Annotated in this window: 21 protein-coding genes; 6 read left to right on the top strand and 15 right to left on the bottom strand. The window is 71.1% G+C overall.

The window, feature by feature from the left end; all coding sequences use genetic code 11:
• Positions 1–32 precede the first annotated feature (32 nt).
• The gene (locus ACIOD2_RS01185) at positions 33–680 is read right to left on the bottom strand and encodes an FG-GAP repeat domain-containing protein (RefSeq protein ID WP_400532917.1); all 648 of its coding nucleotides are present in this window, start codon (positions 678–680) and stop codon (positions 33–35) included.
• 139 nt (positions 681–819) lie between these two features.
• On the opposite strand from ACIOD2_RS01185, the gene ACIOD2_RS01180 reads away from it, so the two are divergent.
• Together ACIOD2_RS01180 and ACIOD2_RS01175 are read left to right on the top strand one after the other, a co-directional pair.
• A complete protein-coding gene (locus ACIOD2_RS01180; protein WP_400532916.1) occupies positions 820–1,596 on the top strand; it encodes a hypothetical protein in 777 nt (258 codons plus the stop codon).
• A gap of 418 nt (positions 1,597–2,014) precedes the next feature.
• Positions 2,015–2,956 carry an ABC transporter substrate-binding protein gene (locus ACIOD2_RS01175; protein ID WP_400532914.1) on the top strand — a complete coding sequence of 314 codons (942 nt, stop codon included), beginning with the start codon at positions 2,015–2,017 and terminating at the stop codon, positions 2,954–2,956.
• A gap of 52 nt (positions 2,957–3,008) precedes the next feature.
• Here the strand turns inward: ACIOD2_RS01175 and ACIOD2_RS01170 are convergent, their stop codons facing one another.
• Both ACIOD2_RS01170 and ACIOD2_RS01165 read right to left on the bottom strand, forming a co-directional pair.
• On the bottom strand, positions 3,009–5,711 hold the full coding sequence (locus ACIOD2_RS01170; RefSeq protein WP_400532912.1) for a BTAD domain-containing putative transcriptional regulator: 2,703 nt from the start codon (positions 5,709–5,711) through the stop codon (positions 3,009–3,011).
• A gap of 204 nt (positions 5,712–5,915) precedes the next feature.
• Positions 5,916–7,538, bottom strand: a complete 1,623-nt coding sequence (locus tag ACIOD2_RS01165) for a phospholipid carrier-dependent glycosyltransferase (RefSeq protein WP_400532911.1) — start codon at positions 7,536–7,538, stop codon at positions 5,916–5,918.
• A gap of 128 nt (positions 7,539–7,666) precedes the next feature.
• On the opposite strand from ACIOD2_RS01165, the gene ACIOD2_RS01160 reads away from it, so the two are divergent.
• Both ACIOD2_RS01160 and ACIOD2_RS01155 read left to right on the top strand, forming a co-directional pair.
• Positions 7,667–9,232: an alpha/beta fold hydrolase gene (locus tag ACIOD2_RS01160; RefSeq protein ID WP_400532909.1), complete on the top strand. Its 1,566-nt coding sequence runs from the start codon at positions 7,667–7,669 to the stop codon at positions 9,230–9,232.
• A gap of 141 nt (positions 9,233–9,373) precedes the next feature.
• Entirely contained in the window at positions 9,374–10,750 is a 1,377-nt protein-coding gene (locus ACIOD2_RS01155; RefSeq protein WP_400532907.1) for an endo-1,4-beta-xylanase, read from the top strand.
• A gap of 11 nt (positions 10,751–10,761) precedes the next feature.
• On the opposite strand, the gene ACIOD2_RS01150 is transcribed toward ACIOD2_RS01155, so the two are convergent.
• Both ACIOD2_RS01150 and ACIOD2_RS01145 read right to left on the bottom strand, forming a co-directional pair.
• A complete protein-coding gene (locus ACIOD2_RS01150; RefSeq protein ID WP_400535365.1) occupies positions 10,762–12,357 on the bottom strand; it encodes a tannase/feruloyl esterase family alpha/beta hydrolase in 1,596 nt (531 codons plus the stop codon).
• Between the two features lie 50 nt (positions 12,358–12,407).
• A complete protein-coding gene (locus tag ACIOD2_RS01145; RefSeq protein ID WP_400532905.1) occupies positions 12,408–13,796 on the bottom strand; it encodes an MFS transporter in 1,389 nt (462 codons plus the stop codon).
• Positions 13,797–13,938: 142 nt separating this feature from the next.
• Here ACIOD2_RS01145 and ACIOD2_RS01140 point away from each other — a divergent pair, with 142 nt between their 5' ends.
• Entirely contained in the window at positions 13,939–15,693 is a 1,755-nt protein-coding gene (locus ACIOD2_RS01140) for a helix-turn-helix domain-containing protein (RefSeq protein ID WP_400532903.1), read from the top strand.
• A 6-nt stretch (positions 15,694–15,699) separates the two neighbouring features.
• Here the strand turns inward: ACIOD2_RS01140 and ACIOD2_RS01135 are convergent, their stop codons facing one another.
• From ACIOD2_RS01135 to ACIOD2_RS01095, 9 genes are all read right to left on the bottom strand, one after another.
• Entirely contained in the window at positions 15,700–17,337 is a 1,638-nt protein-coding gene (locus ACIOD2_RS01135) for a long-chain fatty acid--CoA ligase (protein WP_400532901.1), read from the bottom strand.
• Between the two features lie 98 nt (positions 17,338–17,435).
• On the bottom strand, positions 17,436–18,002 hold the full coding sequence (locus ACIOD2_RS01130; RefSeq protein WP_400532899.1) for a TetR/AcrR family transcriptional regulator: 567 nt from the start codon (positions 18,000–18,002) through the stop codon (positions 17,436–17,438).
• 25 nt (positions 18,003–18,027) lie between these two features.
• Entirely contained in the window at positions 18,028–18,240 is a 213-nt protein-coding gene (locus ACIOD2_RS01125) for a hypothetical protein (RefSeq protein WP_392778371.1), read from the bottom strand.
• A gap of 64 nt (positions 18,241–18,304) precedes the next feature.
• Positions 18,305–18,859 carry a hemerythrin domain-containing protein gene (locus tag ACIOD2_RS01120; protein WP_400532897.1) on the bottom strand — a complete coding sequence of 185 codons (555 nt, stop codon included), beginning with the start codon at positions 18,857–18,859 and terminating at the stop codon, positions 18,305–18,307.
• A gap of 151 nt (positions 18,860–19,010) precedes the next feature.
• A complete protein-coding gene (locus ACIOD2_RS01115) occupies positions 19,011–21,056 on the bottom strand; it encodes a glycosyl hydrolase family 65 protein (protein WP_400532895.1) in 2,046 nt (681 codons plus the stop codon).
• Positions 21,057–21,163: 107 nt separating this feature from the next.
• The gene (locus tag ACIOD2_RS01110) at positions 21,164–22,120 is read right to left on the bottom strand and encodes a pyridoxal-phosphate dependent enzyme (RefSeq protein WP_400532893.1); all 957 of its coding nucleotides are present in this window, start codon (positions 22,118–22,120) and stop codon (positions 21,164–21,166) included.
• On the bottom strand, positions 22,117–22,761 hold the full coding sequence (locus tag ACIOD2_RS01105) for a transcriptional regulator (protein ID WP_400532891.1): 645 nt from the start codon (positions 22,759–22,761) through the stop codon (positions 22,117–22,119). Before ACIOD2_RS01105 ends, ACIOD2_RS01110 begins: the two co-directional genes overlap by 4 nt.
• Positions 22,754–23,101, bottom strand: coding sequence for a RidA family protein (locus tag ACIOD2_RS01100; RefSeq protein WP_400532889.1), 348 nt, complete (start codon positions 23,099–23,101; stop codon positions 22,754–22,756). Before ACIOD2_RS01100 ends, ACIOD2_RS01105 begins: the two co-directional genes overlap by 8 nt.
• 53 nt (positions 23,102–23,154) lie before the next feature.
• Entirely contained in the window at positions 23,155–24,012 is an 858-nt protein-coding gene (locus ACIOD2_RS01095) for a hypothetical protein (protein WP_400532887.1), read from the bottom strand.
• A gap of 97 nt (positions 24,013–24,109) precedes the next feature.
• On the opposite strand from ACIOD2_RS01095, the gene ACIOD2_RS01090 reads away from it, so the two are divergent.
• Entirely contained in the window at positions 24,110–24,817 is a 708-nt protein-coding gene (locus ACIOD2_RS01090; RefSeq protein WP_400532885.1) for a TetR/AcrR family transcriptional regulator, read from the top strand.
• Between the two features lie 74 nt (positions 24,818–24,891).
• Here the strand turns inward: ACIOD2_RS01090 and ACIOD2_RS01085 are convergent, their stop codons facing one another.
• Positions 24,892–25,782, bottom strand: coding sequence for a ketopantoate reductase family protein (locus tag ACIOD2_RS01085; RefSeq protein ID WP_400532884.1), 891 nt, complete (start codon positions 25,780–25,782; stop codon positions 24,892–24,894).
• Positions 25,783–25,802: the final 20 nt, after the last annotated feature.

The raw sequence follows: 25,802 nt of genomic DNA, 5'->3' as shown, positions 1-25,802 counted from the left end.
CTCAAGGTGGCCTTCACGGACTTGCGGGATGGTCAGGCGCAGGTCGCGGGATCCTCGGTCAGCACCGGGTCCGTCGACGGGCGCCCGCTGAACGGGACCGTGTCCTGGATGCTCAGCGCGCCGTCTCGGAGCGTGTAGACCGTGCGCGTCCCCGAATAGGTGAGCTGGTCCACCGGGCGGCTGAGGTCGTCCGTCTCGGCGGCGACCGTCGCGAACGCGCGGCCTCCTTCGAAGGGTGTGCACTGGTAGCCCAGGTGCGCCGCCATACCGCCGCCTTCGGCGACCGAGAAGGGCTTGTCGTCGGCTCCGACGACCTGGCTCAGGTTGCGGCCGTCGTAGTGCAGGACCGAGAAGAACGTCGTGTTGGCGCCGATGGACTGTGCGACAACCAGTTCCGCGCGGCCGTCGCCGTTGAGGTCGGTCACCCGCGGGGCCTCGATGCCGAACTGGCTGTCGGCCGGCAGGTGGATCGACGTGTACGTCCCGTTCACCGTGGCCGAGATCAGCTGGTCGCTCTCGCCGGTCAGCTGCGCGGTCACGGTCTCGAGCTCCCCGTCGCCGTTCAGGTCGGCGACCGTGGTGATCGGCTCCGCGGCCAGCGCCGGCGCGGCGGCGGTGAGGCCGAGCGCGGCGGCCAGCCCGGCGACGGCGGCGGTGCGGACGAGTCCGGTGCGGTTCATGAGATCTCCCTCCGTGGTTCGGTGATCTTTTCACCGAAATCCCTCTCACCAGGAAAGACGCTCACGGCCGGGTCGAGTGCACCGGGAGTGCGATGTGCCACACGGACGCAACCCCGGGCGCACTGGCAAGATCACGCCCATGCGAGTGACGCGCTACGAACCGGCCGAGAAGGTGCAGCGGGGACGGCTGGACTCGAACACCGTCGCGCGGCTCGACGAGGTCGCCACCTTCACCGAGCTGCTCGAAATCCTTGCCGACCTGCGCATCGAGCACGGTCCGGCGCGGATCCTCTGCACGCTCGACGACGTCAACCAGTGCGCCTACACAAGCGGACACGCCTCCGAAGACGACCGGCTCTGGTTCGACGACGGTGACCCGGACGAGGACGACCCCGCCGCGCGACGACGGGCAGACGACGCCCGGGCCGCCCACGTCGCCGCCGCCCTCGACGATCGCGGCTCCCGGGTCGAGTGGGACGACCTGCCCGGCGAACGACTCGGCGGCGAAGCCGACGTCGCCGCGCTCGTCGCGGTCAACCGGAACCCGGATGGCCTCCTCGACGACGTCGTCCTCGTGCAGCGGGTGCCCGTGTCCCGTGACGACCTCGCCGTCGCGGCCATCCCGAACGGCTACTTCACCAGTGACTGGAACGTCTTCCAGAACCACGCGATCATCCGCCGGATGGCCGAACACGGTTACCGCCACATCGGGATCGGCGCGTCCCTGCTCGGGTTCGACCGCGCGGCCGCCCCGTCCGCGGAAGACGCGAACGCCGTGGTCGCCGACCTGAAACACCTCTACGGCGCACCCGGCGCCGCCGGCTGGACCGAACTGGCCACCCTGCTCCCCCGGCGAGGGTTGCTGCTCCTGGGTTACACGGAAAACTTCCCGGACATGATCGACGATTTCTCCTGAATAACCGCATTGCGATTAATCGTATTCACCGGCCGCGCCGGTGACTCTCCGTCACCACCCTCAACCCCTGTCGAATCCGTGATTTTGGCGCCCGTCCGTCCAGAAAACCGGCGTCGATCATCCTTTTGATCACACGTATTCGTAGCTTCTGGCGATATTCGATGATCAAATAACGACAATTGATCAACTATTCACGCCGCCATTCTGGTGAAATTCCTCGCCCGATCTACTGACGCGTTGTCAAGCGATGTCGGGGGTACCTACAGTGGCCTGCCTGACTCCCGGGACTTATTCACGCGTCTTCCCCGGATTCGGTACATCAACCGTGACCTCCGTCAAGGAGCAGGCCTTGTTTCGAATCGCCAGGCACACTGGCCGGCATCGCACACGTCACGCCGCACTCGCCCTCGCGACCGTCATGGTCGTGTCGGGCTGCGGCGCACTCGGCATGGACACCTCGAAAGCGTCGTCAGGCAGCGGCGGCCTGGAGAAGTCCACGCTGAAGGTTTCGATCCTGCCCACCACCGACCTCGGGCCGTTCTGGCTGGCCCAGGACGAGGGCTTCTTCAAGGACGAGGGGCTGAACGTCGAGTCCGTCGTCGCCGCCAGCGGTCAGGCTTCGCTGGCGAAGTCGATCTCGGGTGAGGCCGACATCGCGTTCTCGACCTACCCGCCGTTCTTCACCGCGAAGAGCACCGGTACCGCCGACATGCAGCTGGTCGCCGACGCGACCTCGGTCAACGCCAAGACCAATGCGATCGTCACGGTGCCGAATTCACCGGTGAAAACAATCTTCGACCTGGCCACCGCCAAGATCGCCATCACGGCCAAGAACACCGCGTCGGATCTGCTCACCCGTTCGGTGATGCAGGACCACGGTGTGGACTTCAGCAAAGTGAAATGGGTGCTGATCCCGTTGCCGAACATCGCGGCCGCATTGCAGCAAGGTGAAGCCGACGCCGCGTACCTGCCGGAGCCGTACATCACGCAGGCCGCCAAGACGGCCAGCGCGATCCCCGTGGTCGACATCAACACCGGCGCGACCCAGGACTTCCCGCTGACGGGCTTCGGCGCGACCAGGAAGTGGGTGCAGGAGCACCCGAAGACCCTCGCCGCCTTCCAGCGGGCGATGCAGAAGGCCACCCACGAGGCCACGAACGACCGCGCCAAGGTCGAGCCGCTGCTGGTGCGGTTCGCCAAGATCGACGAGGACACGGCCAAGCTGCTGACCCTGCCGGGGTACGGCTCGACCCTGGACTCGCGGCGCCTGCAGCGAGTGCCGGACCTGCTGCTGCAACTGGGCACGATCCCGTCCCCCATCGACGTCAACACGATGATCGGGCCCCAGGTAGGGCGCTGAACCCGGCGCCGATGAGGTGCGGATCCCCCGCTCCGCACCTCATCGGCGACCGTCAGGCTTTCCGTTCCCTCACCGCGGCCAGCCGCTCCTGCACCCGGGCGTGACGGAACTGGTAGACCCCGCCGGCCTGGCGGAGGACGCCGCGGCGGTGGGCGTCGTCGAGGAAGTGCATGAGGCGCCAGGGAAGGCGGCCGGTCGCGGCGAGCCAGACGTGGTGGACGAAGTAGTTGCCCCAGGCGCGGGTCACGAGCACCGTCAGGCCGATGCCACCGCCGAAGCACACCCCGACCACGATCGGCAGCACCGCGTTCGTCGCCGGCGGGAACACCTGGCCGCCGGCGATCGCGCCCGCGAGGCCGTAGCAGACCGCGGCGGTACCGCGGGCCATGAACCAGCCGAACGACGCACCCGCGATCCCGCCGGCCACGGCCAGCGCGAGGTCGTACCGCCCGCCCAGCACCGGCAGGAACCGGGTGTTCGCGGTGAACGCGAACGCCATGCCGTCGAACAGCCCCAGGGACACCAGGAACGAGACGGACAACGCGATCGCGCCGGTCCGCTCGTTGCGCAGGATGGTGCCCGGGCTGGACACGCGGCTGGCGTCGACCGGTTTCGCGAGCCACACGTGCACCGCGAACACCAGGCCGAACACGACGGCGAGGAACACGACCAGGCCGGTGGCCAGCGACCAGCCCAGGCCGAGCAGGGAACCCACGACCGCACCGAGCGCGAACCGGCCGGCGAACTTCCGGGTCGCCCCGGCGAAACGCAGTTCCGTGCGCAATGGCTCGGGTGGGCGCCCGAAGCGGTGGGTCAGGTAACCGGCGCCACCGAAGGAAAGGCCGTAGATCGCGGCCAGCACCGGCCCGTCGTCGAGCCAGCCGGTGACGACGAAGAACAGCGCGATCAGCAGGCCGATCAGGGCCGACCGGGTGCCTGCGGGAACCGCGCGGTACAGCTGCCACCAGGCCAGGTCGCGGCTGCGCGCCTGTTCGAGGTGCCGGGCCAGGAAACCCAGCCAGTGCGCCGCCTGCTCGGCCGTGTACCTCCTGGACGGGCTGGTCTTCGGGTTCCGCCCCGGCGGCTGCGGCACCTGGGCATACGCGTGGGGGACGAACGAGTCGAGCAACTGCCCTTCGAGGGCGGCCGCGTCTTCGGCGCCGAGCAGTTCTGCGGGATCCGCGCTGGGACGGCCGTAGACGATCCGCGCCAGGTCGACCATCAACGGCGTCCGCAGCACCCGGGCCAGTGCCGCGTCCGGATCCCGGCGCAGCCGCTCGGCCACGGGGAGCCACCGGTCGCTCCCCCGCGCCGAGAGATAGGTGATCGCCTCCTGCCGCGCGACGGGTTCGAGCCGCACGAAGGTGGCGGCACCCAGCACCGTCGCGGATTCGCGGGTGGCCTGCTCGTACTCGGCGGGGCGGCAGGTCAGCACCAGCGAGCGGCCCACGGCCATGGTCTGGTCCAGGGCGTCGAGGGCCGCGACGCGCAGGTCGGCCGGCATCTCGTCGAGGCCGTCGAGGACCGGGACGACGTGGCCGCCGAGGACGAGCCGGGTGGGCGCGTCGGGGCCGTACACCCGCGTGGTGAGCAGGGCCGGGTGGTTGTCGGCCAGGCGGCGCGCCAGCCACCGGTCGAGGTGGTCGCGCCCCGGATCCCAGGAGGCCAGCGACAACAGGACGGGAACCGGGGTGCCCGGGGCACGGGCGCGCAGCAGTTCCAGCGTCAGCGTCAGGGCGAGCACGGACTTGCCGGAGCCGGGGTCGCCGAGCACGACCAGCTGCCGCACGGGCAGCGCGGTGAACGTCTCCGCGATGTCGTCGAGATCGCCTCGCAGCGCCGGCTTTCCCGCGGCACGTGGGCGCGCCGACCAGCGCAGGGCGATCGGCTGCGGCCGGTGCAGCGAACGCAGCTCGGCTTCGGCACGCCACTGCCACGTGACGGCTTCGGCCAGCTCGGTGACCGCGCGATCGAAGTGGTGCTCCGCCGGGGCTTCCGTCGGCTCGGCTGCCACGGCACGGGGTGTGGCCTCGGCGAGGATCTGCTCGTGCAGCCGCCGCAGGTCGGGGTTCGGATCGACGCCGAGCTCGTCGGCCAGCCGCCGGCGCAGGCCGTGGAACAGCGTCGACGCCTCGGCGTAACGGCCTTCCTTCGCGAGGGCGCGCATCAGGAGCAGGTGGGACAGCTCGCGCATCGGGTGCTCACCGCAGAACTCGGTCAGCTCCCGGACGACCTCACCCGTCTCACCGAGCCGCAGCTGCCACTCGGCACCGAGTTCGACGGCGTCGACACGCTGTTCGTCGAGCACCGCGGCCCGGCCGGCGAGCGTGGCCGTCCGCAGCCCGTCGAGCGCCGGGCCACGCCACAGGGCGAGCCCGGCGCGGATCTCTTCGACGGCGTCGACGAACTTGGTCTGTGCGGCGAGTCCCCGTGCCGCGGTGACGTGACGGCGGAACCGGAGCGAGTCGAGATCGTCGGCGTCGGCCTGCAGGCGGTACCCGGGGCCGTCGGTGACGATCAACCCGCCGGTCTCGCCGAGCCGGCCGCGCAAGGCGGAAACGCAGTTGCGCACCTGCTTCACGGCCGTCGCCGGCGGCTCGTCCTCCCAGAGGGTGTCGACCAGGCGCTCGACCGGGACGACCGAGCCGGGGTTGAGCAGAAGGGCGGCGAGCGCGCGCTGCTCACGCGGGCTCGCCAAGGCGACCCGGCTCCCGTACGCCTGCACTTCGAGCGTCCCGAGAATCCGGAACCTCATCGCATCCCCCCTCGCCGTCCAGGCTAGCGCCCGGTGACCGGCGCCGAAACGCGCAGGTGCGACCACGGATGCCGCCGCGAGGACGAAACGAGGACGGCGTCGGGAACCCTGGGGGACACGGCGAGGGGGTTGCCGGGGACGCCCCGGTGGCGGGCGTGGTTGTTGGGGGTCGCGCCCACCACCGGGACCGTCGGCGGTTTCCGCCTAGGGGCGGCGGTAGATCGTGATGGAGTGGCCGACCTCGTCGATCGGGGTGCTGCCGCCGAGCAACGCCCGCAGGTGGTCGTCCGCCTTGACGGCCGCGGAGTCCGACACCGCGAGCAGCCCGTGGACCTGCCCGGCCGGCGTGGTGAGCGGGTCGGCGGCGGCGATGCCGTAGGACGACGGCACGCCACTCCCCTTGTAGACGAGCCAGACCGGTTCGCCCGGATAGCGCTGTCTCAGCCGGTCGGCCAGCCGGCCCAGGTCCTGGCCCCAGTCGACGTTCGAGTCGTGCAGGCGCAGGTGGGTCTCCGCCGGGCCGCCGAACGCTTCGTTGGAATACGGCAGGTAGTACGGGAAAGTCCGCAAAGAACTGACGGCGGCGAACCCGGCCAGGACCGCCACCGCGGCGTACGCCCACCGCCGGCGGAGCGCGACCACGCCGGCCGCCGCGATCGCCAGGAACATCGGCACGAAGATCACGTACCGGACGCCGAGGTCGCGGCTGCCGGTCATGGCCGCGATCAGCAGCACGGCCGTCGGAACGAGCACGTAGGGCGCGGCCGGGCGCAGCCGCCGGACCGCCACCATGACGACGGCGCCGGCCAGCCCAAGTGCCAGCGCGCCCAGCGGCGTCTTCACCAGCAGGGCGGCCGGCAGGTAGTACCACAGCGCGCCGAAGTAGCGGCGGCCGAACAGGAAGCCGCCCCACACCTGGTCCTCGAAGCCGAACTGGACGTGCAGGCCGTCCCGGTACGGCCGGGGCAGCGGCAGCCAGTCGCCGAGCACGCCCAGGCCGTGGACGGCGGGCAGGTCCGGCGGTGTCGCCCAGCGCAGCCGCGGATCCACGGCGAGGTAGGAGACCCACACGACGGCGACGGCGATCAGGGCCACCCCGGCGACCGCCGCGACGGGTCCGGCGAACCGGCCCCAGCGGAAGTTCCCGGCGAGACGGGCGTTCCGGACGGACAGCACGATCAGCAGCGGCAGCACCGGAACCGCGGCCAGCGCGCTCATCTTGGTGGCCAGAGCCGCGCCGAAGGCCAGCCCCGCCAAGGGAAGGTAAAGAACGGGACGGTTCCTGGCCCGCCACAGCAGCCAGGCCGACGTCAGCACAAAACCGGCGACCGGCACGTCGAGCGTGGCCAGGGAGCCGTTCGCGATGACGTCCGGCGAGAACGCGTACAGGGCGAGCGCCGCCGAGCCGCCGACCGGGCCGGCGAGATCACGCGCGAACAGGAAGACGACCAGGCCGAACAGCAGCGTCAGCACGATCACCGGGAGCCGCGCGAGGAGCAGCAGCCGGGCCGGGTCGTTGCCGGACTCGTACAGCACGCGCCGGCCGAGCTGCGACTGGTCGCCGTCGAAGGCCGGGTCGAGGTGGACGTCGGCGAAGGCCAGTCCGGTCGCGATGATCAGCTTGCCCAGCGGCGGGTGCTCGGGGTTGTACCGCAGGCTGTGCTGCTGCAGGTAGACGACCGCCGTGCCCACGTAGACCGGCTCGTCGATCGTCGGCGTCTGCTCCACGGCCGTCGTGATCATCGCGACGGCCATCTCGGCCAGGAGGGCGACCACGACGAGCCCGAACGCCCACCGCCGCCCGGCGATCCTTCCCGGACTGTCCACATCGGACGATATGCGCCGTTGTCCCCCGCGCGAGCTACAAATTCTGGGCCCTCCAGGGTGACTTCTGCTTTGTCCCGTTCCCGATAACTTCGGCGCCGTCAACGCGAACGGGAATTCGGAAGGCACTCATGATGCACAAGATACGCAGGTCCGGGTCACGCGGCCACCGGCTCACCGCGGCACTGGCGGTCACCGCCTTGACCGTTCTCGGCGCGGCCGCCTGTGACAGCGCGGATGACGAAGACAGCCCGGCGGCCGCGGCACCGGCCCTGGCTTGGGGACCGTGCCCGGCACCGGCGGCGGGCACCCCGCGCGATCCGCGGCTCACCTGCGCGAAGGTGAAGGTGCCGCTCGACTACGGCCACCCCGGGGGCACGTCGATCGAGGTCGCCGTCTCCCGGCTGGCGAGCACCGACACCGCCAAGCGCCACGGCGTCCTGCTGCTGAACCCGGGCGGCCCGGCGCTGCCGGGTCTCGACACCCCCAGCACGATGGCCCCGACCCTGCCGAAGTCCGTCCTGGACGGCTACGACCTGATCGGCTTCGACCCGCGCGGGGTCGGCACCAGCGCCCCGCAGAGCTGCGGCCTCGAGAACCCCAGCGTCGCCGCGCTCTTCCCCTACCCCGCCGCCGACGGCTCGATCGACGCGAACGTCCAGGCCGCCCGCGCCACCGCGCAGCAGTGCGCGAGGAAGGCCGGGGACACCCTGCGCTACTTCACCACGGCCAACACCGCCCGCGACCTCGACCGGGTCCGCGAGGCACTCGGCGAACCGAAGATCTCGTACTGGGGCCAGTCCTACGGCACCTACCTCGGGACGGTGTACAGCTCGCTGTACCCGGACCGGACCGACCGCATGATCCTCGAAGGCAACGTCGACCCGGCCCACGTCTGGGCCGGTGAAGCCGCGAGCTGGGGCAAGGGCATGGCCGAACGGTTCCCCGACGCGGCCGCCGTCGCCGCCGCGCAGAACGCCACCCTCGGGCTCGGGGCCACCGCCGACGAGGTCACGCGGACCTACCTCGCACTCGCCGACCGGCTCGACCACCGGCCGGCGCCGGTTCCGGGCACCCCGCAGGCGCTGAGCGGGGCGATGCTGCGCAGCGTCACGTACGCGCTGCTCATCCACAACAACACCCTGCCGGTGCTCGCGCAGGTCTGGAAGGCGGCCGCCGACCTGGCCGACGGGCACGTCACCGACGCCGACGGCCAGGTGCTGCAGCAGGTCTTCGCCGACGCGCCGCCGGCCCCGGGTGTTCCCGCGGACAACCAGGCGACCATGTTCCTGGCCCTCACCTGCGGGGACGCCGAGTGGTCCCACGACGTCGGCGGTTACGCCCGCAACACCGCCGCGGACCGGAAGGCCTGGCCGCTGACGGCGGGGATGCCGGCGAACATCTGGCCGTGCGCGTTCTGGCCGCAGCCGATCGAGAAGCCGGTGACCGTGACCGGTCAGGGCCCCCGTAACACGCTGATCCTGCAGAACCGCCGCGACCACGCCACCCCGTGGGACTCGGGGGTCGGCCTGCGTCACGTCCTGGGCGAGCGCGCGGCCTTCGTCGGCGTCGGCAACGGCGGGCACTACGTCTACCACGAGGGCTCGGCCTGCGCCGACAACGCCACCGTCACGTTCCTGGACTCCGGGCGGCTGCCGGAGCAGGACCTCGACTGCACCGACGTCGCACAGCACTGACCAACCCCGAAACTCGGCCGAAACTCTTTGCCCGGCCACAGCGCGCCGTGCTCTGCTGCTCGCGGTAGGTGACCATCACCGACTTCGCCCGGACCGCCGACGTTTCGGTCTTCCGGACGTGCGCCCGGAAGGAGACCACCGATGGCGGGAAGTTCGTCAGAGCTGCGGAAGAGCCGGTGGTGGCGGTCGCCGGCCGGCCGGATACTGGCCGGCGTGGTCACCGTCGCCACCGCTTCGGCCGTCCTGGTGACCGCGCCCGGCGCGGACGCCGCGGCCAGCACCCTCGGCGCCGCGGCCGCCCAGTCCGGCCGGTACTTCGGCACCGCGATCGCCTCCGGAAAGCTCAGCAACTCGGCCTATACCACGATCGCGGCGCGCGAGTTCAACATGGTCACGCCTGAGAACGAGATGAAGCCCGACGCCACCGAGCCGAACCAGAACCAGTTCAACTTCACGGCCGGTGACCAGGTCTACAACTGGGCGATCAGCCACGGTTCCCAGGTCCGCGGGCACACCCTCGCCTGGCATTCGCAGCAGCCGGGCTGGATGCAGAGCATGAGCGGCACCACGCTCCGCAACGCGATGATCAACCACATCCAGAAGGTGATGGCCCACTACCAAGGAAAACTCGCGTACTGGGACGTCGTCAACGAGGCCTTCAACGAAGACGGCAGCCGCCGTTCGTCGAACCTGCAGAGCACGGGCAACGACTGGATCGAGGTGGCGTTCAAGACCGCGCGCGCGGCCGACCCGTCGACCAAGCTCTGCTACAACGACTACAACATCGACAACTGGACCTACGCCAAGACCCAGGGTGTCTACAACATGGTGCGGGACTTCAAGTCCCGCGGCGTGCCGATCGACTGCGTCGGCCTGCAGGCGCACTTCACCGGCGGCAGCTCGGCGCCGGGCAACCTGCAGACCACGATCTCCAGCTTCGCGGCCCTCGGTGTCGACGTCGCGCTGACCGAGGTCGACGTCACGAACGCGTCCACCTCGCAGTACGCGGCGCTGACCCAGGCGTGCGTGAACGTCGCGCGCTGCGTCGGCATCACCGTGTGGGGCGTGCGGGACAGCGATTCCTGGCGCTCCGGCGAAAGCCCGCTCCTGTTCGACGGCAACGGGAACAAGAAGGCCGCCTACACCTCGGTGCTCAACGTCCTCAACGGCGGTGGCACGACCACACCTCCCACCACCACACCGACGAATCCCACGACCACTCCGACAACCACGCCCACGACACCGGGTGGGGGCAGCTGCACCGCGACGCTTTCGGCCGGCCAGTCCTGGAGCGACCGGTACAACCTGAGCGTCTCGGTCAGCGGCTCCAGCACGTGGACGGTCACCATGACCGTGCCGAGTCCCGCGAAGATCATCGCCACCTGGAACATCAGCGCGACCTGGCCCAGCAGTCAGGTCCTCGTGGCGAAACCCAACGGCAGCGGCAACAACTGGGGTGTCACCGTCCAGCACAACGGGAACCGGAACTGGCCCACGGTCAGTTGCAGCGCTTCCTGAAGCAGGTTTCGTCAGCGGGTGCAGACGAAGCTCGAGGCCTGGTCCGGATCGCCGCCCCGGTATCGGGGCCAGGCCGGGTAAGCACAGAGCGGACGGGTGCGGGCGTGGGTCAGGTCGGCCACGACGGGGTTCGTGGGCGGCCGTCCCCCGTCGACCCAGTGCTCGAGCGCCGAGAGCGAGTCCCAGCCGGCGGCGAACGCCGGGGTGCCGAAGTTGGCGTGGTTCGCCCCGGGCACGACGTAGTAGCGCAGGAACGCGTCGGTCGCCCGGGGCCCCACCTCGTGACGCACCCGCTCGTAGTAGTCGCTCGTCGAGTACGGGGAGACCAGCTCGTCGGCGGCGCCGTGCAGCAGGATCAGCTTGCCGCCGGCCCGGGCGAACGGGCCGAGGTCGGCGTTGTTGCGATCCTCGATCGTTGACAGCGCACTGATTCGAGCGAGCCACTTCCCCGGGTGCCGAGGGTCCACGGCGAGGGAGTTCTGGTCCGGGTCCCGGGTCAGGAAGTACTTGACCCACTGCTCCCAGTACTGCAGGCCGTACCCGCTCGTCACGGGCATCGGGTTCGCGGGCGCGGTCGTCCCGAACCCGAGGAACGGCGTCCGCATGTCCGCCCCCGACAGGAACGGGAAGCCCGGATACCCGGTCTCGCCGCTGGCGACCCGGTACGGCCACCGGAACGGCGAGGACATCGCCTGCACCGCACCGATCTGGGGATCCGACAGGCACGCCGGACCGGCATCGGCACCGCCGGGACAGCGCAAAACGCGCGGATCGAAGTGACAGCCGGCCGGGTTCGAAATGACCCCGTCCTTGACGCCGTCCAAGCCGTCACACGCGTTGACAACGCTGTTGTAGAGGAGCGTTTGCTTGTCTACGCCGGGAAAAGCGCCAGGGCGCGACAGAACCTGGGCCAGGTAACCCAGATCCAGGACCTCGGCGAGGTTGTTCCAGGCCGGGAAGGCGGAAATCACGCCGTCGAACGCGGTCGGCCACCGCTGGGCGACGTTCAGCGCTTCGCGGCCACCCGTCGAACCTCCGGCGAAGAAGACCTCGCCCGGGGTCGCCGCGTAGGCGCGCCGAATGAGGAACAGACTCGCGTCGCGGGTCTTCTTGAGCGCGTCACCGGCGGCGAAGTTCTTCAGGGCCTCGTCGTTCATCCCGAACGAACCGTCCAGCGACGGCGGGGACGCCGGGTTCTGCTGGTGGCCGGAGTCGCTCGCGAACGTCGCGTACCCCCGAGCCAACGGCACGGGCTGGTCACCGGGGCCGAACGGCACGTCCGACGCCGGATCGGGGATCGTGCCGTTGAAGCCGCCACCGCCGAACATCATGGCCTTGTGGTTCCAGCCATCAGGCAGGGCGACGCGCATCTTGATGGCGGGTGCGGCTCGGTCGACGGGATAGAGTTCGGCGTCGACCTGGCAGTACCGGATCGTCTTGCCGCTGACCACGCTCGTCGTGACCGCCGCGGCCGTGACGCGGCCGCCGCTGGTCGGCAGGCTCATCACCGACGCCGGGATCTTCAGCTGGGCCAGCCCGGCGCACGCCGGCGTCGACGCCGTCGCGGCGGCGGGCCCGGCCGTGACGGTAGCCGTCAGGACCAGCATCGCCGGGATCGCGAGCAGGCGGGTTCTCGATGTCACTTCGGCCTCGTCTCTCAGCGGTAGAGGTGCGTGCCCGGGACGGCTTCCGGATCGGCGCGGACTTCGGCGGTGTTCGTCTCCGGCAGGAACCACGCGCTGGCGAACGTGATCAGGCCCATCAGCGTGATGTAGGCGGCGACCGCCACCGTGCTCCCGGTGTTCGCGATGAGCGCGGTCATCAGGAACGGCGTGCCGCCGCTGACGATGATCGCGGAAAGCTGGTAGGCCAGCGACGCGCCCGAGTAGCGGACGCCGGGTGCGAACAGCTCGCCGAGGAAGCTCGCGACCGGGCCGTAGGTGAGGCACTGGAACACGAAACCCACCGTCACCGCGACGAAGATCAGCGGCAGGGAAGCGGTGTTGACCAGCCCGAAGTACGGGAAGCCCCAAGCGGCGACGCCCAGGCCGCCGATCAGGATCAGCGGGCGGCGCCCGAGCCGGTCCGAGAGGTGCCCGGACCACGGGATGATCACGAGCATCGCCACGGATGCGACCAGCACGACCGCGAGCAGGCCGTCACGCTTGAGCCCGAGCGTTCCGGTGCCGTAGCTCAGCAGGCCGGAAATGCTGACGTAGAACAGGCTGTTGGTGGCCGAAAGCATCCCGCAGCCGAGCAGGATGGTGCCCCACTTGCTGCGCAGGACCTGGGCCAGCGGCGCCCGGACCACCGCGACGTCGGGCTTGCCCACCTCCCGTTGCAGTTCACGGAACTCGGGGGTGTCCTCGACCTTGGCCTGGATGTAGAGGACCACCGAGAACATCACGACGCTGAGCAGGAACGGAATGCGCCAGCCCCAGCTGAGGAAGGCGGCGTCCGGCATCAGGCCGCTGGCGGCCACGAAGATCAGGTTCGAGAGGATCACGGCGACGGGAACGCTGGTCTGGCCGAAGGTTCCGGCGAATCCCCGCCGTTTGGGCCCGGCGGACTCGGTGAGCAGCAGCACGATGCCGCCCCACTGGCCACCGGTCGCGAGCCCCTGGATGAACCGCAGCACGACCAGCAGGGTCGGGGCCAGCGCGCCGACCGCCGACGCGGTGGGCAGACAGCCGATCAGGAACGTCGCGGCCCCCATGATCGCCAGGCAGGCGACGACGACCGGCTTGCGCCCGTACTTGTCCCCCAGGTGCCCGGCGAGCACCCCGCCGATCGGCCGCGCCACGAAGCCCGCCCAGAACGTGCTGAAGGCGAGCAAAGTGCCGGTCAGCGCCGAGGAATGCGGGAAGAACACCTTGGGGAACACGAGCGCGGCCGCGGTGCCGTAGAGGAAGAAGTCGTACCACTCGATCGAGCTGCCGACGAGTCCCGCGGCCAGCAGCTTGCGGAAGGCCCGGCGCCGGGTCGTGACCGGATCGGGCTCCACCCGGCCGGACTGTCCTTCGGGTTCGGTGAGCGGGATGGCCATGGTGCCGCCTTCGTCGATGAGCGCAGCCGGGTGATGGCGGTCATATTAAGGCGCCGTTACGCTGCGGTTCAGGTGTGGACCACCCACTCCTCCCACCGTGCCGGTGGGTCTTTCGCCCACCCGACACCGAGGGGATGGCGCCGTGACCGAGGACGCGGAACCGGGTTCGCTCGTGCGCCGCCGGCGCGAGCTGGCGTCGTTGTACGCGACCGTCAAGTCGCTCACCGCGCTCGGCGAGCTGGACGAGGTCCTGCAGTCGATCGTGCACCACGCCCACGACCTGATCGGCACGGACTTCACCTACCTTTCCCTGGTGGGCACGGACGGCCGGTTGTCGGCCCGTGCGTCGGAAGGCACGATCTCCGCCGAGTTCCTCGCGGCGGCCATCCCCGCCACGGTCGGGCTCGGCGGCCGGGTCCTGGCTTCGCGCAGCCCGCACTGGGTACGCGACTACGCCACGTCGACGCTGATCGAGCACGACCCGAACTTCGACCGCCTGGTCGTCACCGAGGACTTGGTGGCGTTGCTCGGGGTGCCGCTGGTCATACGGGGTGAAGCAGTGGGCGCGCTGTTCGCCGCCGACCGCTCCGAACGTTCTTTCCAGGCCGACGAAATCGCGTTGCTGAACGCGTTCGCCGATCACGCCGCGGTCGCGCTCGACAACGCCCGGCTCTACGAAGCGAGCCGGACCGCCTTGCGGGAGCTGCGCGGCGCGTACCGGAAGATCGAGCGGGCACAGGCGATCCACGAAGCTCTGACCGGCGTCGTGCTGGGAGGCGGGACCCCCGGCGACGTCACCCAGCTGCTCGCCGACCAGCTCGGCGGTAGCGTCACACTCCTCGACCGGGCCGGGACCACGCCCGTGCACCGGGACTCGGCGTCGGGCCCGTGCCCGAGCCCGTCGGAGTCCGACCTGGCCGGTGCCGTCGAGGCCGCTCGCCGCTCCGGCCGCTGCACGACCTCGCCCGGCGCCGGCGGCACGACCCGCAGCGTGGCGGCGATCCAGGCGGGTGACAGTTACCTCGGAGCCCTGGCGTGGAGCCGGAAATCTGGCGACGGAGTCCCGGACGACACGGACCTGCGCACCCTCGAGCGGGCCACCCACATCCTCGGGCTGCTCATCCTCAAGGAGCGGGCGGTGGCCGAGGCCAGCGAGCGCCTGAGCGGCGAGCTGCTGACCGAGCTGATGGTCGCCAGCCCCGGGATCAGCCCGGCCCAGCGCGCCCGCACCCGCGCCCGTGACATCGACGCCGACCGCCTGGACCTGGTCCTCGTCGCGGTCTCCCCCGCGGTGTCGTCGACCGACCTTTCCCGCCACCTGCACGACATCGCCCGCGAGAAGAGCGGGCTCGCCGGCGAACACCTGGGCCGGGCCACGATGATCCTGCCCGGCGCCGACGACGAGCGGACCGTCACGGAAGTCCACAGTAGACTGCGGCGCACGCTGGGCGTCCCCCTCGTCGTCGTCGGGGAACGGGCGATCGACCAGGACTGGGCCCGGGCCTTCGCCCTGGCCGGCCGCTGCGGCGCCGTGATGCGGGCGCTCGGGCACACCGACACCGGGGCCACCACCCGCCGGTATGCCTTGTACGCCATGGTCTTCGACCCCGACCGGGCCGGCGAGCTCGACCGGTTCCTCGACGCCTCCATCGGCTCGCTCCTCGACTACGACCGGCGGCGCGGCACCGATCTCGTCGAGACGCTCACCGCGTACTACGGCAACCAGGCCAACGTCGCGGCGACCGCACGGGCGTTGCACGTGCACGTCAACACCCTGCTCAAGCGGCTGGACCGGGCCGGCAGCGTCCTGGGGGCCGACTGGCGCCACGAGAACGACCTGGAGCTGCGGCTCGGGCTCCGGCTGCACCAGCTCCGCACGCTCGACGGCCCGGCCTGACGCGCCTCAGGCGATCCGCGCCGCCTCCCGCAGCTCGGTCTTCGAGAGCTTGCCGGTGCCCGTCTTGGGCAGGGCCGTCATGAAGAAGAACTCGTCGGGCAGCCACCACTTGGCGACCAGCGGCGCGATGTGGGCCAGGAGCTCGTCCGCCGTGGCGGTGCCGCCTTCGCGCAGGGCGACGTAGGCGACGGGACGTTCCATCCACCGCGGGTCCGGGCGGCCGATCACGGCGACCTCGACGACATCGGGGTGCGACGCGATGGCGGTCTCCAGCTCGACCGAGGAGATCCACTCGCCTCCGGACTTGATCAGGTCCTTGATCCGGTCCACGAGCCGCAGGTACCCGTCGGCGTCGATGGTGGCCAGGTCGCCGGTGCGCAGCCAGCCGTCGGCGGTGAAGCTGTCGCGGGCGTCCACCCGGTAGTAGCCCCCGGCCACCCAGGGCCCCGCCACCTGCAGCTCGCCGACGGCCTGGCCGTCGCGCGGCAGCTCCCGGCCGGTTTCGACGTCGGCGATCCGGACGTTCACCAGCGGCAGGGGCTGGCCCTGGGCGGCCCGCACGGCCACCTGCTCCTCCTCGGTCGCGTCCCGGTGCTGGGTGCGCGTACCGCCGATGACCCCGGTCGGACTGACCTCCGTCATCCCCCAGGAGTGGGTGATGGGCACGCCGATCGCGGCGCGGTAGGTCTCGGACAACGCCGGGGCGACGACGGAACCGCCGCTGAGCAGGATCCGCGTGGTCCCCAGGTCGTAGGCCCGCAGTTCGGGAGCCAGGCTCGTCCAGACCGTGGGCACCGCACCGGCGACGGTCACGCCCTCGGCCTCCATCAGCCGCAGCAGGTGGGCCGGCTCCGCGGACGCGCCGGCCAGGACCAGCGAGGCGCCCGCCATCATCGCGCCGTAGGGCAGGCCCCAGGCGTTGGCGTGGAACATCGGCACGATCGGCAGCACGACGTCGCTCTCGCGGAGGCCGATGAAGCCGGCCGCGAGCGTCCCCAGGCAGTGCAGGACCGTCGACCGGTGGCTGTAGAGCACGCCTTTCGGCGGCCCGGTCGTGCCGGAGGTGTAACAGAGCCCGGAGGCCAGGTTCTCGTCCGCGAGCGTGAACGCGTCCTCGAACGAACCGGCGAACGGCTCGGCACCGGCGATCAGCTCGTCGTAGTCCACGATCCGGGGGTCCGACGGGATCTCCGTGCCGGTGCCGTCGTCCATGACCACCCAGTGCCGCACCGTCGGCAGCCGGCCTGCGCTCGGCCAGATCCGCGGCAGCAGGCCGCGGTCGACGAACACCACGTCGTCCTCGGCGTGGTTGACGATGTATTCGAGGTGCTCGGCCGAGAGCCGGATGTTGATCGAGTGCAGCACCCGCTTGGCGGCCGGCACCCCGAGGTAGACCTCCAGGTGGCGCCGGTCGTTGCCCGCGAAGGTCGCGACGCAGGCACCGGCCGGGACGCCGAGGGAGCCCAGTGCGGTGACGAGGCGCCGGGCGTGCTCGGCCACCTCGGCGTAGGTGAGCCGCCGGCCGTCGGCGGTGACGACGTACTTGTGCGCGTAGAGCCGTTCGGCGCGCTCCAGGACGTGGGCGACGGTGAGCGGGCGTGGCTGCATCAGCCCGTCCGTGAGACCGCGGGACTGCTCAGGCATGCGAGTCACCCTAGGAGCGGTTCCGGCCGGAAGAGAGGTCGGAAACTTCCACTCGTACCGGGCTTTCGGCGGCGGTTACCCACACCCCGAGTTGATCGTCAGCCGCGCCAGGTCCCGACGCCGTCGAGGAGCCGGTCGATGAGGTCGTCGGAAACCTCGGCCCGCTGCATGGCCGTGCGGTAGACGACCGGGCCGACCAGCATCGCCGGCAGGTCCGCCGGATCGACGCCGGTCACCAGCTCACCGGAGTCCACCGCCGCCCGGATCGCGGCCTGGATCCGCTCGCTGATGACCTGGTTCGACTCGTCGCGCCGCCGGGCGATCTCCGGGTCCCAGATCGCCGACTGCATCAGCGTGAGCGACAGCCCGGCCACAGCTGGGGGCATGAGCTCGTCGGCCATCTGCCGGAGCTGGCGGTGCAGCCACGGGCGGACCGGCGTCTCGGGGTCCTTGAACAGGGGCAGGTCGGCGCCGGTCATGACGTCGAGGAGCAGCTGGTCGGGGCGGGGCCAGTGCCGGTAGACGGTGGCCCGGCCCACGCCGGCCTGCTGCGCGAGCCGCTGGTGGGTGACGGCGGCGGGCCCCTCGTCGGCCAGCAGCCGCCGCGCCGCGACCAGGATCGCCTCCCGGCTGCGCGCGGCCCGCGGGTCCGTCGAGTAACTCACCGTCGCATGATACGAGCCGCGGCCGTCAGCGGCCCCGCAACCGCGGCGCGGCCAGGCCGATCACCGCGGTGACGGCCAGCGCGAGACCGGCCACGACCGCGATGGCCGGGAACACGGCGACCTCGCCGGCGTGGACCATCTGCCAGATCGGGCTCACGGTGAGCAGGAGACCGACGACGAGGTACAGGGCGCACCAGCCCTTGGTTTCGGGAACGAAGTGCAGGCGACGACCGGACACGGGGACCTCCTCGGTGGGGACCATCGGCAAGATCACTACCCGAGCCACGACGCCGTCAAACCGATCACTTGCCGAGCGCGGTCCGGATGGCGTCGCGAGCCCGGTCCATGATCGCCGCCGGCGGGCCCAGCAGCAGGTTCGCCTTCGCGCTCTCCACACCCGCGTGCGGCCGGGTCGGCGCCACCGCCTCGGCCAGCCGGACGGTCACCGCCATCGCCCGCAGCCGCTCCGGGGTGTGGTGCGCGCGCAGGAACGGGAATTCGTGCCGTTCCTCGCGCTTCGCGTGCGCCAGCACGTCCTCGCGCAGCTGGCCGAGCAGCGTGTCGAAGCCTTCGGCGTCGGGGCCCATCGACTGCAACGTCGTCAGCAGCTCCTTGGCCCGGTGCTCCTCCCCCAGCCGGGCCTCGACCACGGACTCCGCCGCCGGTTCCAGGTCGCGGATCTCGGGGTGCACGACCTCCTCCTCCGCGGTCTCGTGCACCGCCAGCAGGCGCACGAGCGAGCGGAAGACCTCCGTGCGCCGGTCGCCCTTCGCGGTCTCGAGCTCGGTGAACATCTCGCCGATCTCCCGGTGTTGCCGCTTCAGCAAACCGATGACGTCTTCTTCCTTGTTCGCCATGAAATGGCTCCTCAATTTCCCTCGACCGAGGGGTAGCTGGTGGCCGCGGCGGTCGCGGGCCGTCGAGGCCACTGCGCCTGAGCTCGAACGCGGCCGAGCTCGCCGTCTCCTGTCCAGGTACCCGCGACCCCGGGCGCCAAACGAAAGAGCCTCAGGAGCCGTGGTACTCCAGCCAGTCGAGGTTGATCGAGCCGGTGTCGCCCGCGGCGTAGGACAACGTCACCACCGGGTCGCGGCCGGTCAGGGGGACGTCGGCGAAGGTCGCCGTCCCCCAGTCGTCCCAGCTGCCGGAGACCTTCGGGAAGCTCACCTGCCGGACCGCCCGGCCGTCCACCGAAAGTGTCATCGTGCGCGTGTCGTTGTTGGCGTTCGCGTACCGCAGGGTGACCGCACCGGTCGTGGCGCCGTCCGACGCGCGGTGCAGCGTGAACGACGACTCGGCGCCCTGGGCCCAGAGCCCGTCGAGGAACGCGCGGCCGGAGTAGCCCGTGTGGTTGACGTTCGTCTTGACCCCGCCGGTGTTGTACGCGTCCTCGGCTTCGAGGTGACCGGGGGCGGGACAGCCGGCGACGGTGCCCGCGGTGTCGGCGCAGCGGTCCTGCGCGTCGGGCACCCGATCGCCGTCCCGGTCGCCGCCGGTCGCGCCGGTGAGGGTGATCTCGACGCGGTGCGAGCCGGTGAGCGTGGCCGGGACGGTGTTGCCGGGGACGGCCCGGCCGTCGAGCGTGAACGAGCCGACCGTGGTGCCCGACCCGTGCAGCGCGATCGTCAGGTCCGCCGCGCGGTACCGCAGGTTCCGCAGGGTGACGTCACCCCAGCCCGCGGGCAGGTCCGGCGCGAACGCGAGGCCGCCGTCGGTGAAACTCAGCCCGAACAGTCCCGTGTGGACCATGTCGAGGAACGCGGTGGCCGACCAGGTCTGGTCGGGCTGGGAACCCCAGTGGAACTTCACCGTGTCGCCCAGCCGCTGGTAACCGCCGTCGACGACGCCGGTGTCCCCGTTGTAGATCTCCCAGAACCCGCTGTTGCCGGTGGCGAGTTTCGCCAGGCGCGCGGTTTCCGAGGCGAACCCGTTCTGATCGCCCTGCCGGGCCAGCGCTTTGGCCCACAGGCCCTGCACGAGCGGCCAGACGATCCCGTTGTGCCGACCCGGCTGGGCGGCGGAATACCGGTCCCAGTGCGGGTAGGTGTCAGGCATGCCCCAGGTCATCTCGCGGGCGTGCGCGAGGATCGACCGGGCCTGGGCCGGGTCCGCGACGCCGAAGAGGATCGCGAACGCCAGCCCGGTGCCCTCCTGGTAGGCACCGGCCGACCCGTCGGCGAGCAGCTGGTAGTTGTACGTGCCGGTCGCGCGGTTCCAGAAGTGGTTGTTGATGGCCGTTTTCAGCGCCGCGGCCTTGGTACGGAGACCGGCGACCTCGGCCGCGGGACGCCCGAGCCGCTCGGCCATGTTCGCCGCGTTGACGTAGGCGGCGTAGTAGACCTCGTTGGTGCTCAGGTACATCCCGCTCGCGACACCCGGCCACGGCGAGCTGCCCGTGCTCACCGACTCGGTCGCGTCGGCGGGCGGCGCTGGGTAACCGGCGATGCCGTCGTTGAAGAACGACGGGCCGGTGAACAGGCCGTACGTCGCGTTGAAGCCCGCCGTGGTGGCGTGTTCCCGGATGGTCAGGGTGGTCCCCGCGGCGCGGTAGGCGTTGTCGAGGAACTGCCGGTCGCCCGTGACCAGGTAGTGGTTCCACGCGGCACTGACCCAGACGACCTGGTCCCACTGCTGGTCGTCCTGCTGCACGCGCAGGGCACCGGCGGTGTCCTTGTCGACGACCGCCCAGAGCGTGTTCTTCGCCAGCGCCGGGGAGAGCAGGCTCGTCGCGTTCCAGCTGTTGATCGACGCGTCGCGGGTCCAGGGCTGGTCGTACCCGCCGCCGGCACGGACGATGCCGACGGCCGGGTCGAGCAGGCCGCTCTTGTTGTACCGGGCGTCATAGGCGATGGTGTTGGTGCGCAGCAGGTTGTCCAGCGCGGCCGCGTAGGCGGTGCCGAACAGGGCCTGGCTGCCGGGGTTCGCGAACTCGAGCGACGGTGTCGCGACCGCGGCGGCCGTGACCGGCGCGGCCCCGGCCACGACGCCGCACGCGGTCGTCAACGCCAGGAGTACAAGAGCGATGCGCCGACCGGCCGTACGTGTGTGCCTCATGCCGTGCACCTTCCCCGGTGCCGGGCCCCGCCGGACCGAAAGCCCATTGCACCACGGAATCCCGCCGGCGGAGGGGGACGGCGAAGATCCTGTCCGCTCTTGTCAGGTCACCGGCCGCCGATCAGCTCCGCGAACCGCTCGGGGCTGACGTTGCCGCCGCTGATGATCACGCCGACCCGGCCCGGCGCCGTCACCTGCCCGCTGAGCAGCGCGGCGATGCCCGTCGCGCCACTGGGTTCGACGACGAGCTTCAGCCGCTCGAACAGGAACCGCATCGCCTCGCGGATGGCGTCGTCGGTGACCAGCGCGATCTCGTCGACCAGGTGCCGGTTGATGGAGAACGTGAGCTCGCCGGGGATCTCGGCGGCCTGGCCGTCGGCGATGGTGCGAGGCACGGGGATCGCGACGCGTTCCCCGGCGGCCAGGGACCGCTTGGTGTCGTCACCCGCGGCGGGTTCGACGCCGACGACCCGGATCCCGGGCTGCAGCGCCTTCGCGGCCGTCGAACTGCCGGCGATGAGGCCACCACCGCCGACCGGGACGACCAGGGTGTCCAGCGACCCCGCGTCCTCCAGCAGTTCCAGGGCCGCGGTGCCCTGGCCGGCGATGACGTGCGGGTGCTCGTAGGGCGGGATGAGCGCCAGCCCGCGCTCGGCGGCCAGCGCCTGGCCGATCGCGACCCGGTCGCCGGTGTAGCGGTCGTAGGTGACGATCTCGGCGCCGTAGCCCCGCGTCGCGTCCACTTTGGACCTCGGGGTGTCCTCCGGGACCAGGATCACCGCGCTGCTCCCGAGTTCGCGCGCGGCGAGCGCGACGGCCTGGGCGTGGTTGCCCGAGGAGTAGGCGGCGACGCCCTTGGCCAGCTGCTCCGGCGTCAGGCGGGAGACGGCGTTGTACGCGCCGCGGAACTTGAAGGCGCCGATGCGCTGCAGGTTCTCGCACTTGATCAGCACTTCGGCGCCGACTAGGTCGTCGAGGGTGCGCGAGCGCACGACCGGCGTCCGGTGCGCGACACCGGCCAGGCGAGCGGCGGCGTCACGGATGTCGTCGAGGGTCACGGTCATGGTGCTCCTTGGGCGCGGATGTCGGAGAGGTAGTTGTAGGCGGAGGCGCGGGAAATCCCGATGCGGGCGGCGACCTGCGGCACCGCTCGCCGGACAGCGAAGACACCGCGGTCCTGCAGGCTGCGGAACAGGTCGAGCCGTTCGTCGCGGCTGAGCGCGGACCACGGTTTGTTCAGGCGCAGCTGGTGCTCGTCGACGATCGCGTCGATCACGGCGTCGACGTCGTCGCCGAAGGTGGTCGTCGGCGTCTCGGCGGTCGTGCCGACGTCGGCCAGCTCGCCGACGAGGGTCCGCAGCTGGCCCAGCGCGGTGACGTCGAGGTTCACGCACAGCGCGCCGAACACCGAGCCCCCGCTGTCGCGGACCAGCATCGTCGACGATTTCACCAGTTTCCCGGAAGCGGTGCGGGTGAGGTAGTTCAGCTGGTCCTCGGCGGCGTCACCCCGGGCGAGCAGGCCCATGCCGATCTCGCTCATCGAGCCGCCCACGGTCCGTTCGGTGACCGAGCCGGCGATCGCGACGACGGAGGCGTCCGGCCGCCGGAAGTCGTGCACGACGACCTCGCAGAACGAGCCGAGGGTCGCGGCGATGCCGTCGGCGACCGGGGCGAGCGCCGCGAGGATCGCGTCCTGCTCAGACATCGCGCGCCAGCGCTTCGACCTCGACGACGGCACCGTAAGGCAGCGACGCCACTCCGACGCAGGTACGCGCGGGCCGGGGTTCGGCGAAGAACCGCTCGTAGACGGCGTTGAGACCGGGACGATCGGCGATGTCGGTCAGGTAGGCCACGACCTTGACCACGTCGGCCCGGTTCGCGCCCACCGACTTCAGTGCGGCGTCGAGATTGTCGAAAGCCTGCACGCATTCGGCGTCGAACCCGCCGGGCACCAGTTCGCCGGTCTCGGTCACGCCGAGCCGTCCCGAGACGGAGACCAGATCGCCACTGCGGAAGGCGGCGGGGTAAGGGTGTTCGCTCGTCATGGACTTACTGTATAGCCGCTGGACGAATCGTCCAGATGGCGTGCGTCACGCCCTCAGGCGATCAGCTCGATCAGGTCGGCGTTCTGCGCCAGGTAGTGGCTGTCGGCCTGCTGCGCGGCAGCCGCCGACCAGGCCGCGAAATACGCGTCGGACGCGGTGTCCGGCGCGTAGGAACCCCTCGCCGCGGCCACCGCCGCGGCGTGCGCGACAGCACCGGAAGCGGCGGCCGAGTGCGCGGCGGCTGCGGCGTGATCCGCGGTTTTCGCGGCGGCGAAGCCTTTCGCCACGTTGTGTACCTCCGCGTACGACGAGGTGAGTGCCATGGCCGCGGCGATGGCGTCCGCGGCGAGGTGGGCCGCGTGCGCGGCTCCCGCCGCGGCGGCCGTCCAGGACGCCGCGTCCCCGTCGGCGGCACGGGACGCGGACAGCGCGGCAGCCAGGGCACGCCCGCCGTCGGGGCCGATGGACGGGTCGGTGACGAGGGCGCCGGCGGCTCGGCGTGCTTCCAGAAGGTCGTCTTCGCCGAGCGCGCCGTCGAGAAACCCTTCGGTGGCCTCGATGCACCGGAGGATCCGCGCGTCCATCCCGTGTCGCTGCTCGAGGCCGCGCCTTGCACAACGGACCGCGAAGCGTCGCAGCACGAGGGGCGGGATCTCCTCGACCAGCCTCATCTCGCTCGCCGCGAACTTGGTGTCCTGGCGGGAGAACTCGCCTCGAGCCTCCGCTCGGAACCACCGGCGGCCGTACACGTTCCGCACGGAATCACGCGGTGTCAGAGACGCGTGCAACCCGCTCACGCAGCAGGCGACGGGCCCGCTCACCCCGTTCCACTCCCCGACCCGCCAGGACAGGCCGCCGGTGGCCGAGGTCAGGTCGTCTTCGACGAACCGGTAGCACTCGATGCTCGACATTCTTCACCTTCCGTACGCCGTATCACTCGACCGTACACCGTATCGTTGCGCGTGACACCGTATCGCGAACGTGGGCGGTTTTCGCTAGACTCGGCCGGTGCCTGCACCACGTCCTCCCGCCCAGATCTGGCTTCGCGAAGCCGAGAAGCCGCCGCCTTTGACCCGCGAGCGCATCGTCGCGGCGGCGATGGCCGTGGCCGACGCCGAAGGGCTGGACGCCGTCTCCATCCGCCGGATCGCCGGCGAGCTGGACGCCCGCCCGATGAGCCTGTACACGCACATCGGCAGCAAGGACGACCTCCTCGAGCTGATGCACGACGCCGCGGCCGAGGAGACGCTGGTCGGCGAGGTTCCGGAGGACTGGCGCGAGGCGCTGCGGGTGCTGGCCCGCGCCAACCGGGCCGCGGCGCTGCGTCACCCGTGGCTGCTGGCCACCCGGGACGCCGGCTGCCCGATCGGCCCGGCCTCGCTCAAGCGCATGGACGAAGCCGCCGCCGCGGTCCGCGGGCTGGACGCCGACAGCGCTACGCGGCGGGCGCTCGTCCTCGCGGTCGACACCTACACGTTCGGCCAGGTGGCGGCCGAGCTGTCCGGCGCAATCCGCCGCCGCACCACGGAAGCGGCGAACGCCGCACGCCGCGAGGCCACCACGGACTACGTCCGGACCCAGCTCGACGCGGGCACGCTTCCCCACCTCGCGGACACCGGCTTCACCGGGCTGCTGGACCACGACGACCCGGCGGAGAGCTTCGAACGCGGCCTCGAGTGGCTGCTGACCGGGGCGGCCGCCTCGCTGGAGCACTAGCCGCTTGCGTTCGGATGCCACCGCGAGTCAGACACTACCGAAACCCGGCTTGGGCGGACATCAGGCTGCAGGCCCTAGCTGTTCGCACCAGCTCCCAACTGCTCGGCCAGTCGCTCCAATTCGGCCGTCACCGCGGGCGACGCAGTACTGAGTCCACTGTGCACCGCCGTCGAACTCCGCAAGAAGCGCCGGACCACCGCCGCGAGCACCACTTCCGGCAGCACCTGCAACACGACGAACCCGCGCGGGACCGGCGGTCCCGGCATCGCGGCCAGGTACTGCCGCACGCGCCGGATCATGCCGCGGATGGCGGCCGGGTCGGCGGCCAGCGCCAGGGGGCCGCCCGCGGTCTGCGCCGCCTGCTCGAGCGGCACCGCGAACGCGGCGTGCGTCCGGTGCCAGGCTTCCATCCGCGGCTCGGCCTTGGCGTAGATCCCGGCGGCGCGAAACGCCTGCACGATCCGGTCCAGCCGCGGCGTGCTGCGCCCGCCGGGTTCGCCGACCGGCATGGGGAAGCGGCGAGTCAGCAGGCTGGGCTCGCGGTAGCGGACCACGTCGCCGTCCATCGTGCCGCCGGCCGTGGGCGCGCCGAGCAGCACCCGCTCGGGGCCGAGCGCCGCGCCCAGCGGCTCCGTGCCGCCTGCCCAGCTGAGCAGGAACAGGACGTCGCCGGGGACGTCGGCGAGGGACTCCAGCACCGCGTCCACCTGGTGGGCGCGGACCATCACGGCGATCAGGTCGTACCCGCCGTCCGGGTGCTCGACCACCGGCACCGGCACCCGCCTGACTTCCGCACTGTCCCCCTCGGCGAGCAGCACCCCACCGTGCCGGTGCAGGGCGGCCAGGCGCTCACCCCGGGCGAGGAGCGCGACCTCGTGCCCGGCCTCGTGCATCCGGACGGCGAACAGGCTGCCGAGCACCCCGGCGCCGTAGACCAGCAGTTTCATCGTGATCCCGTCCGTCATTCATACGTTCGTTTGAATCA

It is taken from the genome of Amycolatopsis sp. NPDC088138, assembly GCF_044741685.1.
In the GTDB taxonomy this organism is placed as follows: domain Bacteria; phylum Actinomycetota; class Actinomycetes; order Mycobacteriales; family Pseudonocardiaceae; genus Amycolatopsis.
Note: the sequence above shows the minus strand (reverse complement) of the source record. Positions and strands in the feature narration are given on the sequence as shown.